The following is a 12,465-nucleotide window of genomic DNA, read 5'->3' as shown; positions in this document are numbered from 1 at the left end:
AGCTAGTAAAATCAAGGCTTGAGAATAAGAAAACGTAAGAAGACGAAAGAGTAGAAAAGTTAAGTTGGTCCCCCCTACCGGACTTGAACCAGTGACCAAGCGATTATGAGTCGCCTGCTCTAACCGACTGAGCTAAGGGGGGATTAAGAAATGAGGTTGGATTATAGGGAAATTTTGGGTGTTCGTCTAGCATTAGGCGAACACCCGCATAAAAAACATACTTACTATAAATTGTGCTTTATTCAGATCGCCAAATGAGACTTGCCATACGTCCGGTCTGCTTATCTCTTCGGTAAGAGAAAAAGCGTTCTTGCTCCGTAAAAGTACAATGCTCTCCACCGGAAATTTCGGTAATACCAAGTTTACGCAATCGCTGTTGGGCGATTTGATAAAGATTTCCTAAAAATTTACCGCTTGTTGTCAGATCCGCAACAAATGCCTGTTCCGCTTGCGGATCAAACGCACAAAACTGCTCAATCACTTCTTTGCCAACTTGAAAAGCATTCGGACCAATCGCCGGCCCTAGCCATGCACAAATATCTGCCGGTGAACAAGCAAATTCAGCAACCGTATTTTCTAATACACCATCGCATAAACCACGCCATCCGGCATGAGCGGCCGCCAATTCTTTTCCGTCTTTACTATAGAAAAGTACCGGTAAACAATCTGCCGTCATCACTAAACAAACTTGATTCGGTTGATTGGTATAGACCGCATCCGCTTCCAAATTATCTCCGTCATGTGGTAAACGAATCACTCGAGTACTATGCGTTTGCGTTAAAAATAGCGGAAAATTCGGTAACCCGAACCGCTCTACGAGTAGCTGACGGTTACGCTGCACATCCGTAGGATTATCACCGACATGATCACCTAAATTAAAGCTATCAAAAGGCACTTGGCTAACGCCGCCTGTTCTGACGGTAGTAAAGGCATGAATATGCTCCGGTACATTCCAATCTGGCGTAATGTTTTTCATTGCAAAATTTTCTCTAAAAATAACCGCTTATTTGCGTACCGCAATCGCTTCAATCTCTAAACCAACATCTTTTGGTAAACGAGCGACTTCAACGCAAGAACGAGCCGGAAATGCCGGATGATTATTTTCACGGAAAAACGCTTCATATTCAGCATTTACGGTTGCGAAATCATTCAAGTCTTTCACAAAAACGGTTGTTTTAACAATATCCGCCACACTTAAACCAGCTTGTTCAACAATTGCTTTTACATTTTCTAATGATTGACGTGCCTGCTGAGTAATATCTGTTGGAATCTCGCCTGTTTGCGGATTAACCGGAATTTGCCCTGAGGTTAAAACAAGATTACCTAAATCAACCGCTTGTACGTATGGGCCAATTGCTGCTGGTGCTTTTTCTGTATGAATAACTTTAGTCATGGTGAATTCCTTCTTTTAGTAATGAAAAATAGTGCGTTTAATGATAATATCTCCCACCTTTTATTTCTACCCTAATCTCAAGAGAAATAGTATGAGCATTAATGTTACTGAAATCGTCCTTCATCAGATTCATCAAACCGAAAGCGAAACACCGGAACTGAATACGGTACTTCGCGATAATTTACTTGCCATTAGCCCTGAAGTTGAACAAATGATGTTACAGCTTCACCAAGCTTATCAAAGTAAAGCAAAGGCTTATGGTATATTTAAAAATGAATCTATTTTTGCTCAGCAACTTAATCGCTTATTAGAACAAGAAACTGATTTTTTACCGTTCAGTCACAGTTGTGCGAAAATGCTCTCTAGCGAATTAGCGAAATATCCTTTTGCATCAGGCGGAACCTTTATTCTTTGTCGCTATAACTTTTTAGCCACTGATTATTTATTTATCGCATTGATTGATAGTCGTACTTCAATGTTAGTGGACGATCAATTAGACATAAAACGCACCGAATATTTGGATATTACTCAGTATGATATCGCTTGCCGCATCAATCTGACAGAATTAAAAATCAATGCACAATCAAACCGCTATCTCACCTTTATTAAAGGACGAGTCGGACGAAAAATTGCAGACTTCTTTATGGATTTCCTGAGTGCGGAAGAAGGTTTTAACCCTCAATTACAAAATCAAACGCTTTTACAGGCGGTGAGCGACTACTGTGATCAAGGTGAATTATCTGCCCCGCAAACTCGAGAAGTTAAAAAGCAAGTATTTGAATACTGTAAAGGGCAAATTAATAGCGGGGAAGAAATTGCATTAAGCGAATTATCAGAAGCACTACCAACACTTAACGAAGTTAATTTTGCACAATTTACTCAAGATCAAGAATACGGGCTTGAAGAAAATATTCCACCGGTTCGTAATGCGTTGAAAACCTTAACGAAATATTCAGGCTCAGGTAAAGGGGTAACAATCAGCTTTAATGCAGAATTACTCGGCGAACGTTTAATTTGGGATGAACTAAACGATACATTGACAATCAAAGGGTTACCAGCGAATTTGCGTGATCAGTTAGAACGCAATAAGTAATGGAAAAATTTTATTAGTTTGGGTATTATCTATCCAATCATTTTGAACAATTCAAAGGTCAATAAATATTATGAAAATGAAATCTCTTTTAGCTATCGCACTGCTTGCTGTCGGTGTAACTTCCTGTTCTACCGTAAAAAAAGTAGTGTATCGTATTGACGTTCCACAAGGTAACTATTTAGAACAAGACAAAATTGATCAAGTAAAAATTGGCATGAATAAAACGCAAGTGCAATATTTGCTCGGTACACCTATGCTACAAGATACTTTTGCGCAAAACCGTTGGGGTTATGTTTTCATTAAACGTGAGGGTTATAACGATCCTATTCAACATACTCTCTTTGTTTACTTTGATAATCAGGGTTTAGTCAGCGATATCAAATTAGATAAACCAATTGAAGCAACTAAAGCCGAATAATTTATTAGCCCACATCAGTGGGCTTTTTTATACCCCAAACCAGCCATTAATATTTCTAATCCATACCACAATCATTAGTTTTTATACAAAAGATTTAAATTTACGATCAAATCGTCAGTTTTAACCTTCTTTTTGAGCGTTTTCTTCTATTGACAATCATAAAAAATCAAATAAAGAACAATATCTAATCAAATAACTAAATTTTTGTAATTTATTTGATAAATTTTTCTAATTAAACCTTTTCAAATTAAAAATTGCTTGCTAGACTCCAAGACATAGCAAAACACAACCCATTTCTTACCAAAATTCAAACATAACAGGAGTACTTTATGAGCGACTTAAACGCATTGTTCCAAAAAATCAAACAACGTGATCCTAACCAAGCACCATTCCACCAAGCAGTGGAAGAAGTTTTCGGTTCATTAGCACCATTCCTTGCGAAAAACCCACAATATACTCAACAAGGCATCTTAGAACGTATCGTTGAGCCTGAACGTGTTATTACTTTCCGTGTAACTTGGGTTGATGATAAAGGTCAAGTGCAAGTAAACCGTGGTTACCGTGTTCAAATGAACTCTGCGATTGGTCCTTATAAAGGCGGTATTCGTTTCCACCCAACTGTTGACTTAGGTGTTTTAAAGTTCCTCGCATTTGAACAAGTCTTCAAAAATGCATTAACTACATTACCGATGGGTGGTGGTAAAGGTGGTTCGGATTTCGATCCAAAAGGCAAATCAGACGCTGAAGTCATGCGTTTCTGCCAAGCATTTATGACAGAATTATCTCGTCACATTGGTGCAGATACAGACGTACCAGCAGGCGACATCGGCGTTGGCGGTCGTGAAATCGGTTATATGTACGGTCAATACAAAAAATTACGCAATGAATTTACTTCAGTATTAACCGGTAAAAGCTTAACTTGGGGCGGTAGCTTAATTCGTCCGGAAGCAACAGGTTACGGTGCAGTTTACTTTGCAGATGCAATGTTAGCAACTAAAGGTCAAGGCTTTGAAGGCAAACGTGTTGTTATTTCAGGCTCGGGTAACGTAGCGCAATATGCTGCAGAAAAAGCAATCCAAAAAGGTGCGAAAGTCTTAACCGTATCTGACTCAAACGGTTATGTATTATTCCCGGATTCAGGGATGACTGAAAAACAATTAGCGGATTTATTAGTACTGAAAAACGAACGTCGCGAACGCTTATCAGTATATGCTAAAGAACAAAGCATCCAATACTTTGAAGGTCAAAAACCATGGGGTGTGAAATGTGATATCGCGCTTCCGTGTGCAACACAAAATGAATTAGACGGCGAAGCAGCAAAAGAATTAGTGAAAAACGGCTGTTTCTGTGTCGCTGAAGGTGCAAATATGCCGACAACACTTGAAGGGGTTGAAGTATTTATCGCAGCGAAAATCCTTTACGCTCCGGGCAAAGCGGCAAATGCTGGTGGTGTAGCGACTTCAGGTTTAGAAATGAGCCAAAACGCAATCCGTTTATCTTGGACTCGTGAAGAAGTTGATCAACGTCTATTCAATATCATGACAGCTATTCACGAAAACTGTGTAGAAAACGGCACAGAAGCAGACGGTTTCGTGAACTACGTAAACGGTGCAAATATTGCAGGCTTCAAAAAAGTGGCAACGGCAATGTTAGAACAAGGTATCGTATAACGATTTCCGCTAAAATAAGCCCTCTTCGGAGGGTTTATTTTTTGCGCGAAATAAAAGATTTATGCTATGCTGTCCCAAACAGATATAGGAATAAATACAATGCGAAAAACTTTATTTACCTTGATTTGTGCAGCTTTATGCCATACAAGTTTTGCAAATTCTGCTGAAAATCCGACCGCTTATACAGAACACGCAAAATACAAAATCTCCGCAACCGATATAAAAATTTTGGTTCGCCAATTAAATAATATTGAACAATGCCTTTTCCCTGATCTTGCAAAACCGAATTACCAACAAATCTATGACAATTGGTCTGTTGCCGAAAGCATGACGATGCTTTATTTTCAACAAAATTTATTAAAAGAGTTAATTGGCGAACAAAATGCTCAATTTATCGAAAAAGACGAACCCTCACGTCTTTACTTTGAACAGATGCATGAAAAATACAATCACCAAAAAGCTAATGTTGATAAATCTCGCTGCGAAGACTTCAAGCCAGTCTACGCTCAAATCAAACAACAAATTGAATACTCAATACCGCAGGTGTATAAATAAGCTTTCTTAGTTATTTCATATAGCTACAATTCGACTCTGGTACACGCCTTCGTTAGGAGTCGTTGCTCCCTATATAGCCATTAATACAAAAAGCCCTTGAATCTTCTCAGACTCAAGGACTTGTTTTTATGCTTTAATTTAGTTTTCGTTATGAATTTCTAAATTGGTTGCTTGTTTTGCAGCTTTGGCTTTGGCTTTGTCATTACGAGCGTGTGCAATTGCGTCAAGGTAAGCTTTATCTACATCGCCGGTAATGTATTCGCCGGTAAATACCGATGCGTCAAAATGCTGAATTGTTGGGTTTTCTGCCTGAACCGCTTTGTATAATGCTTCGAGATCTTGGAAAATCAGCTTATCTACACCAATCATTTCCGCCACTTCTTCCACTGAGCGATCATAAGCCACTAACTCTTCACAAGTCGGCATATCAATACCATATACGTTCGGATAACGAATTTCCGGCGCAGCTGATGCAAAGTAGACTTTTTTCGCACCGGCAGCACGAGCCATTTCAACGATCTGTTCCGATGTTGTACCGCGTACAATAGAGTCATCAACTAATAACACATTTTTGCCTTTAAACTCGCTTGAAATCGCATTTAATTTACGGCGTACCGAACTCTTACGTTGCGCTTGCCCTGGCATAATGAAGGTACGAGCAACATAACGGTTTTTTACAAAGCCTTGGCGATAAGGTTTATATAAGACGTTTGCGATACGTACTGCAATATCATTTGAAGTTTCAGGGATTGGGATAACCACATCAATCTCATCAACCATTCTGCCCCATTCACGTTTAATTTTCTCACCTAATAATTCGCCCATATGAACACGTGCGCTATACACAGATACGCCATCAATCACCGAATCCGGACGAGCAAAATAAACATACTCAAAAATACATGGGTTTAATTTCGGATTATCCGCACAAATTGCAGAATGCAATTCACCTTCAAAAGTAATATAAACCGCTTCACCCGGGTTTACATCACGCACGAATTCAAAACCAACAATATCTAAAGCAACGCTTTCGGAAGCAAACATGTATTCTGTTTTGCCTTCCACAACACGTTTACCTAATACTAACGGACGAATACCGAACGGATCACGGAATGCCACCATACCATGGCCGATAATCATAGCGATACACGCATAAGCACCACGAATTACTTCGTTTGTTTTACGTACCGTTTCAAAGATATTTTCAGGAGTTAAATGCGCTGTCGGGTATTGATCTAAATAGTGCGCAAAAATATTCAGTAATGATTCTGAATCCGAATTGGTATTAACGTGACGGCGAGCTTCTTTGAATAAGCGTTCTTTTAATTCAGCATTATTGGTTAGGTTACCATTGTGAACTAAAGTTAAACCGAAAGGTGAGTTTACATAGAAAGGTTGTGCTTCTGAAACACTTGATGAACCGGCAGTCGGGTAACGAACATGGCCGATACCCGCATTACCTTGTAATCTGAGCATATGCTCTTGACGAAATACGTCACTTACTAAGCCGTTAGCTTTGCGTAAGCGGAAGCGGTTTTCATCATCAATTGTAACGATACCTGCGGCATCTTGCCCGCGATGTTGAAGTAATGTTAAACCATCATAAATCGCCTGGTTAACCGGCGATCCCCCAATAATGCCGACAATGCCGCACATATAAAAAACCTCTCTATTTAGTCGAATTTAAAAAGCTGGAATTAGCTTGTAGTTGTTCAAAGAACCATTTCACAATAAAGTCAAAGTGCGGAATGAGTTGAGACTCTTTCCATAATTCCGTTTGGCTTGCTGATGAGAAGGTATCTAAGAAGAATAAGATTGCCGCAACAATCAAAATACCGCGTAATGCACCAAACGCACCGCCTAATACACGATCTGTCGCTGATAGACCTGTTGTATCCACCAATTTGCTTAATAGTGCACTAATAATGCCACATACAATTAATGTGATAATGAAAAGAACAGCAGCGGCGATGCCATTACGTAAATATTCTGAATTTTGAAGATATACCGAATTTACTTGCGTGAGGTAGCTGCTAAGGTAAGGATAAAAATTGCTTGCCACAAAAAACGCTACGACCCAACCGGCAAGTGAAAGCACTTCACTTACAAAACCTCGCCAAAGGCTTACTAAGATAGAAAATGCAATTAATCCGATAATAATAATGTCAACCATAAAAACCTCTAAAGGTTAAGAACCTATATTCTACAAAAAAAGAAAACGTTTGCGTAGAGCAAACTTCGTAAAAAACGCATAATATATGCCGAAAAATTTTACAAGCGGTTCAAATTTGCAAAAATTTTGCAAAATTTGACCGCTTGCCTCTTTTGGCTAATCCGCATTGTACCCCACATCTTCTAATGTGGGGTTATTTGCACCTGCTTTAGCCAACTCATCGCAAATTTCATTTTCACGATGACCTGAGTGTCCTTTTACCCAAGCCCACTCAATTTTGTGGCGCTGACTCTCTTGATCTAGCGCTATCCACAAATCTTTATTTTTAACCGGCTTACCGTTTGCGGTTTTCCAGTTATTTTTCTTCCAGTTGAAAATCCATTTAGTGATGCCATCCTTCATATATTGACTATCTGAATTTAACTGTACTTGGCAAGGCTCTTTCAACATTGCCAACGCGTCAATCACCGCACGCAATTCCATCCGGTTATTGGTGGTTTGCAAGTAGCCTTTGCTGACCTGTTTCTCATGTCCATTGTAACGCAACACGATACCAATGCCACCTTTACCGGGGTTACCCAAGCACGAACCGTCTGTAAATATTTCAACTAATTTCATTTGCAAAAAATTCTTCAATTTTAACCGCTTATTAAAAAATTAAAGCCCCAAAGCGTAAACTATTGGGGCTTTTGTCTGATTCTAAGTTTTCTAAAGCATTAGATCAAGATTACTTTTTACCAAGTTGCGGTAATACGTTGTTTTGAACGGATAATAAACCTGTCTCAGTATAGATACCTAATTTACCGCGTGTATCCACGATATCTAAGTTACGCATGGTTAATTGACCGATACGATCCGCCGGTGTGAACGGTGCATCTTCTACTTTTTCCATACTTAAACGTTCTGCTTCGTAAGTTAAGTTTGGTGATTCAGTATTTAAAATGGTGAAGTCATTACCACGACGTAATTCTAAAGTTACTGTACCGGTAATCGCTTTCGCCACCCAACGTTGAGCCGTTTCGCGTAACATTAACGCTTGTGGATCGAACCAACGACCTTGGTAAAGTAAACGACCTAAACGTAAACCGTTAATACGATATTGTTCGATTGTATCTTCGTTATGGATACCGGTTACTAAACGCTCATAAGCGATGTGTAATAACGCCATCCCCGGTGCTTCATAGATACCGCGAGATTTTGCTTCAATGATACGGTTTTCAATTTGATCCGACATACCTAAACCGTGACGACCACCGATACGGTTTGCTTCTAAAATTAATTCAACCGCATCTTCGATACGTTTACCGTTTAATGCCACCGGCACACCTTCTTCGAAAGTCACTGAAACGGTTTCAGGTTTAATTTCTACACTTTCGTCCCAGAATGCTACACCCATAATCGGTTTCACAATTTTCATACCGGTGCTTAATTCTTCTAAGTCTTTCGCTTCGTGAGTCGCACCTAACATATTCGAGTCTGTTGAGTATGCTTTTTCTACCGACATTTTGTAGTCGAAACCGTTAGCGATTAAGAATTGCGACATTTCGAAACGACCACCAAGCTCATCAATGAAAAGTTGGTCTAACCAAGGTTTGTAAATTTTTAATTTTGGATTGGTTAATAAGCCGTAACGATAGAAACGTTCAATATCGTTACCTTTAAAAGTTGAACCGTCGCCCCAAATGTTTACGTCATCTTCTTTCATTGCCGCAACAAGCATTGTACCGGTTACCGCACGACCAAGTGGCGTAGTATTGAAATATGGAATACCACCGGTTGAAATATGGAAAGCACCACATTGAATTGCTGCGATACCTTCGTGTGCTAATTGTGCACGGCAATCGATTAAACGTGCATTCTCCGCACCGTATTCCATCGCTTTTTTCGGAATTGCGTTGTAATCGTCTTCATCCGGCTGACCTAAGTTTGCAGTGTAAGCATAAGGTACTGCACCTTTTTTACGCATCCAAAGTAATGCGGCTGAGGTATCTAAACCACCTGAAAATGCGATACCTACTTTTTGACCTAATGGGAGAGATTCTAAAATTGTTGCTGACATACGAATTCCTATAAATTTTCACAATAAAAGACAACTGACGCAAACGGTTGCATTTGTGTCATTCCGTCTATTCTAGTTCAATTTTGTAAAAATTACATCTAAAATTTAGAGGGAAATCTCGTAATGATTTTTAATCTAACGTTTAACACTAAACAAGCGGTCAAATTTTCATAATTTTTTACCAAAAATTCCACTTAAAAAATGCTAAAATAGTACGTAATTCGTTTTAAAAGGTTAAAAATATAATGAAAAAAATTCTCGTCATTCGTAATGACAAAATCGGTGACTTTATGGTGTGTTTTCCAGCATTTGCGATGTTGAAACAGTCTATGCCAAATGTAGAAATTACGGCGCTAGTGCCAAGCTATACCGCCCCGCTTGCCAAACTATGCCCTTCGATTGATAACGTTATTATCGATACGCCGAATAAAAAAGACAAAACTGAGTTCAACCGTGTTTTACAAGCGGTCAAAAATGCGCAATTTGATGCGGTAATCTGCTTTGTTTCCGACTGGTACAATGCCAAACTGACTTGGAAAAGCGGCATTAAACATCGCCTTGCACCGGCAACCAAAGTCTTTCAATTTCTATATAACCAACGTTTAACGCAACGCCGTTCGCAATCGGCAAAAGCGGAAAGCGAATATAATCTAGATTTAGCTCGTGCCTTTCTGCAAAAGCACCATATTGCAGTGGTTGAGCCTAAGCCGCCTTACTTACAATTCAGCGAAGAGCAGATTGCACAACAAAAAGCAAAATTAGCAAAAAATCTGCAAATTTCGACCGCTTGTAAATGGCTGTTTGTACATGCGTCCACCGGTGGTTCGGCAACCAGTTTATCCATTGAACAATATGCGCAAATGCTTAACTGCATTGCAAATGAAACAAATTGTGAAATCGTGCTGACAGCAGGTAAAGGCGAAAGCGAAAAAGCCCACCAATTAGCCGCACAAATTACTGCAGCCAAAGCAGTGGTGTACGATAAGAATGACGGGTTACAAGATTTTGCCTGTTCGATTGCTTGTGCCGATCTGTTTATTGCCGGTTCAACCGGACCTCTGCATATCGCTGGCGCACTGAATGTCGCAACTATCGGTTTTTATCCGAGCCGTTTATCTGCGTTACCTCGCCGTTGGCGTCCGATCAATGAAGAAGGTAAACACTTAGCCTTTATGCCGCCCGAAGCAAAAGAAAAAGCGCAACAAATGAATTTAGGCTTAATTTCGATCTCAGAAGCGCTTAAAACCATCGTGCCTTTTGTAAAGAACATTTGGCATTCCTAAGAATTGTTTAATCCATAGCGAGCATACTAAAAGCCTGTTAGAATAACAGGCTAATTTTTAACTCGATGAATCATAATATGTTTAAGAAATTTCTCTCCGTTTTTTTCCTTTTCCCGACCCTTAGTATTGCCCAATCTTACGTGGTGTATGATTTTACCCACGATAAAATTCTAGAAAGCCGCTCAGCAAATAATGTTCAGCCGATCGCTTCTGTTACCAAGTTAATGACAGCGAATGTTTTCTTAGAAAATAATAAAAATAAAAACTGTAGCGCTTCAATTTCGGACGAAGATTTCGATTACATCAAAGGCACCGGCACTAAACTGCCGAAATATACGCCGATTGCGTGCAGCGAATTATTAAAAGCGATGTTAGTCCATTCAGATAATTATGCCGCTCACGCACTCTCTCGTTCTGCCGGTATGAGCCGGGCGCAGTTTATCCAAAAGATGAATCAAAAAGCGCAGCAATTAGGTATGCGTTCTACTCGTTTTAGCGATAGTTCAGGTTTATCTAGCACCAATATTTCAAGTGCGATGGATTTAGTTAAACTGGCAAAATATTCGCTGAATAATGCCAAAATCCAAGAGCTATCTAATACGAAAGCAACATATATTCGTGCCGGCAAACGTAACGTATTTATGCAAAACACCAGTGCATTAGTACGAGAAGAGATTTTCGATGCGGCGATTAATAAAACCGGTTATATCCGAGAGTCCGGCTACAATCTCGTTTTTATCAATAAGCACCAATGTAATAACGCAACCATTGGCGTGATTAGCTTGAATAACAATAGCTCGGCATTCCGTTCTAACTTTACCAAAAATAAATTAGAGCAATATGGCTGCGCTTCATTAGCCAATGATGACTTTGAATATGACGGCTATGATGAGGAAGAAGATATTTAATTAAAAAGACCGCTTGTTGCTACACACAACAAGCGGTCTTTTTTTCACGATTTTTTGCAATTAGTTGCGCGTTCTGTTCCAAAGATCCGCATATTTCACAAAGGTTGAATGCGCTGAAAGTATGGCTAACAAAAAGCCTTGTTTGCCGTCTAAGAATCCGGCTTTCAACAAGTACATTTTCACAAAACAACCTAAAGCGTGCGTTACACCGTCTAATAAACTCGCCTTTTTGCCCGCATTCGCACGTTGAATTGCCCATGCTTTTGCATAGCTTGCCGATTTCACTAAATAGTGATGAATATCTTTATAAGTAAAATGCAGTAAATCACCGGTTAATTTTTTCACCGTGGCATTTTTCGGATAATGGACTTTTTCATGTACCAATTCTTCACCGTATTGAGCAAAATCAGTACGATACAAACGCACCACATAATCAGGATACCACCCCGAATGGCGAATTTGTTTGCCGAATACTTCGCTTAAACGGCTTACTTGATAGACGGTATTTTTTTCATCTTTTTCGACCGCTTGTAAAATGCTCTGTTTTAACTCAGGCGTTACACGCTCATCCGCATCCAGCCATAAAACATAATCGCTTGTGATATATTGCTGGGCTAACTGGCGCTGTTTGCCAAAGCCTTGCCAGTCGGAATTCACATACACTTTCGCACCGAAACTTTCAGCGATTTGTACGGTTTCATCGCTACTGCCACTATCCAGCACAATAATTTCATTCACCCAACCTTGCACGGTTTCAAGGCATTTCGCTAAATCCTGAGCCTCGTTTTTTACAATCATCGCAACACTTAACGTTGGCATAATCTGTCCTTTTCTGGTTTATTTTGTTTGTTGTTCATTGCATTTTACTTTAAAATTCGCCCCTTTTGTGCTATTTTCTACGCCAAATTTTATT

The 12,465-nt window shown here is 39.5% G+C and carries 13 protein-coding genes and 1 tRNA gene; 6 read left to right on the top strand and 8 right to left on the bottom strand.

Features of this window, described 5'->3' with window-relative positions; translation table 11 throughout:
- Positions 1–65 precede the first annotated feature (65 nt).
- From EL121_RS10145 to EL121_RS10135, 3 genes are all read right to left on the bottom strand, one after another.
- Positions 66–142: transfer RNA gene (locus EL121_RS10145), tRNA-Ile, on the bottom strand.
- A gap of 96 nt (positions 143–238) precedes the next feature.
- The gene (gene pgeF, locus EL121_RS10140; protein ID WP_039196472.1) at positions 239–976 is read right to left on the bottom strand and encodes a peptidoglycan editing factor PgeF; all 738 of its coding nucleotides are present in this window, start codon (positions 974–976) and stop codon (positions 239–241) included.
- Positions 977–1,003: 27 nt separating this feature from the next.
- Positions 1,004–1,393, bottom strand: a complete 390-nt coding sequence (locus EL121_RS10135) for a RidA family protein (RefSeq protein WP_039196471.1) — start codon at positions 1,391–1,393, stop codon at positions 1,004–1,006.
- Positions 1,394–1,484: 91 nt separating this feature from the next.
- Here EL121_RS10135 and yejK point away from each other — a divergent pair, with 91 nt between their 5' ends.
- The 4 genes from yejK (at position 1,485) to EL121_RS10115 (ending at position 5,129) form a co-directional block, all read left to right on the top strand.
- Complete coding sequence (gene yejK, locus EL121_RS10130) at positions 1,485–2,486, top strand: nucleoid-associated protein YejK (protein WP_039196470.1); 1,002 nt, start codon at positions 1,485–1,487, stop codon at positions 2,484–2,486.
- Between the two features lie 70 nt (positions 2,487–2,556).
- The gene (gene bamE, locus EL121_RS10125; protein ID WP_039196469.1) at positions 2,557–2,904 is read left to right on the top strand and encodes an outer membrane protein assembly factor BamE; all 348 of its coding nucleotides are present in this window, start codon (positions 2,557–2,559) and stop codon (positions 2,902–2,904) included.
- A gap of 329 nt (positions 2,905–3,233) precedes the next feature.
- Positions 3,234–4,574: an NADP-specific glutamate dehydrogenase gene (gene gdhA / locus EL121_RS10120; RefSeq protein WP_039196468.1), complete on the top strand. Its 1,341-nt coding sequence runs from the start codon at positions 3,234–3,236 to the stop codon at positions 4,572–4,574.
- A gap of 99 nt (positions 4,575–4,673) precedes the next feature.
- Positions 4,674–5,129 carry a DUF5358 family protein gene (locus EL121_RS10115; RefSeq protein ID WP_039196467.1) on the top strand — a complete coding sequence of 152 codons (456 nt, stop codon included), beginning with the start codon at positions 4,674–4,676 and terminating at the stop codon, positions 5,127–5,129.
- 138 nt (positions 5,130–5,267) lie between these two features.
- Here the strand turns inward: EL121_RS10115 and purF are convergent, their stop codons facing one another.
- The 4 genes from purF to argG form a co-directional block, all read right to left on the bottom strand.
- Positions 5,268–6,785, bottom strand: a complete 1,518-nt coding sequence (purF, locus tag EL121_RS10110; protein WP_039196466.1) for an amidophosphoribosyltransferase — start codon at positions 6,783–6,785, stop codon at positions 5,268–5,270.
- Positions 6,786–6,798: 13 nt separating this feature from the next.
- Entirely contained in the window at positions 6,799–7,302 is a 504-nt protein-coding gene (locus EL121_RS10105; RefSeq protein WP_039196465.1) for a CvpA family protein, read from the bottom strand.
- Between the two features lie 156 nt (positions 7,303–7,458).
- A complete protein-coding gene (gene rnhA / locus EL121_RS10100) occupies positions 7,459–7,920 on the bottom strand; it encodes a ribonuclease HI (RefSeq protein WP_039196464.1) in 462 nt (153 codons plus the stop codon).
- Positions 7,921–8,029: 109 nt separating this feature from the next.
- On the bottom strand, positions 8,030–9,361 hold the full coding sequence (gene argG / locus EL121_RS10095; protein WP_018651803.1) for an argininosuccinate synthase: 1,332 nt from the start codon (positions 9,359–9,361) through the stop codon (positions 8,030–8,032).
- 245 nt (positions 9,362–9,606) lie between these two features.
- On the opposite strand from argG, the gene EL121_RS10090 reads away from it, so the two are divergent.
- Both EL121_RS10090 and EL121_RS10085 read left to right on the top strand, forming a co-directional pair.
- A complete protein-coding gene (locus EL121_RS10090; protein WP_039196463.1) occupies positions 9,607–10,644 on the top strand; it encodes a glycosyltransferase family 9 protein in 1,038 nt (345 codons plus the stop codon).
- A 77-nt stretch (positions 10,645–10,721) separates the two neighbouring features.
- Positions 10,722–11,552 (top strand): D-alanyl-D-alanine carboxypeptidase family protein, encoded by an 831-nt coding sequence (locus EL121_RS10085; protein ID WP_039196462.1) that lies wholly within the window; start codon positions 10,722–10,724, stop codon positions 11,550–11,552.
- 60 nt (positions 11,553–11,612) lie between these two features.
- On the opposite strand, the gene EL121_RS10080 is transcribed toward EL121_RS10085, so the two are convergent.
- Positions 11,613–12,371 (bottom strand): glycosyltransferase family 2 protein, encoded by a 759-nt coding sequence (locus EL121_RS10080; RefSeq protein WP_039196461.1) that lies wholly within the window; start codon positions 12,369–12,371, stop codon positions 11,613–11,615.
- Between the last annotated feature and the right edge of the window lie 94 nt (positions 12,372–12,465).

The sequence above is a fragment of the Actinobacillus equuli genome (genome assembly GCF_900636745.1).
Taxonomy (GTDB): domain Bacteria; phylum Pseudomonadota; class Gammaproteobacteria; order Enterobacterales; family Pasteurellaceae; genus Actinobacillus; species Actinobacillus equuli.
Note: the sequence above shows the minus strand (reverse complement) of the source record. Positions and strands in the feature narration are given on the sequence as shown.

Coding starts and splice junctions, on each gene's coding strand:
- pgeF (WP_039196472.1), bottom strand. CDS start 976: ATGAAAAACATTACGCCAGATTGGAATGTACCGGAGCATATTCATGCC.
- EL121_RS10135 (WP_039196471.1), bottom strand. CDS start 1,393: ATGACTAAAGTTATTCATACAGAAAAAGCACCAGCAGCAATTGGCCCA.
- yejK (WP_039196470.1), top strand. CDS start 1,485: ATGAGCATTAATGTTACTGAAATCGTCCTTCATCAGATTCATCAAACC.
- bamE (WP_039196469.1), top strand. CDS start 2,557: ATGAAAATGAAATCTCTTTTAGCTATCGCACTGCTTGCTGTCGGTGTA.
- gdhA (WP_039196468.1), top strand. CDS start 3,234: ATGAGCGACTTAAACGCATTGTTCCAAAAAATCAAACAACGTGATCCT.
- EL121_RS10115 (WP_039196467.1), top strand. CDS start 4,674: ATGCGAAAAACTTTATTTACCTTGATTTGTGCAGCTTTATGCCATACA.
- purF (WP_039196466.1), bottom strand. CDS start 6,785: ATGTGCGGCATTGTCGGCATTATTGGGGGATCGCCGGTTAACCAGGCG.
- EL121_RS10105 (WP_039196465.1), bottom strand. CDS start 7,302: ATGGTTGACATTATTATTATCGGATTAATTGCATTTTCTATCTTAGTA.
- rnhA (WP_039196464.1), bottom strand. CDS start 7,920: ATGAAATTAGTTGAAATATTTACAGACGGTTCGTGCTTGGGTAACCCC.
- argG (WP_018651803.1), bottom strand. CDS start 9,361: ATGTCAGCAACAATTTTAGAATCTCTCCCATTAGGTCAAAAAGTAGGT.
- EL121_RS10090 (WP_039196463.1), top strand. CDS start 9,607: ATGAAAAAAATTCTCGTCATTCGTAATGACAAAATCGGTGACTTTATG.
- EL121_RS10085 (WP_039196462.1), top strand. CDS start 10,722: ATGTTTAAGAAATTTCTCTCCGTTTTTTTCCTTTTCCCGACCCTTAGT.
- EL121_RS10080 (WP_039196461.1), bottom strand. CDS start 12,371: ATGCCAACGTTAAGTGTTGCGATGATTGTAAAAAACGAGGCTCAGGAT.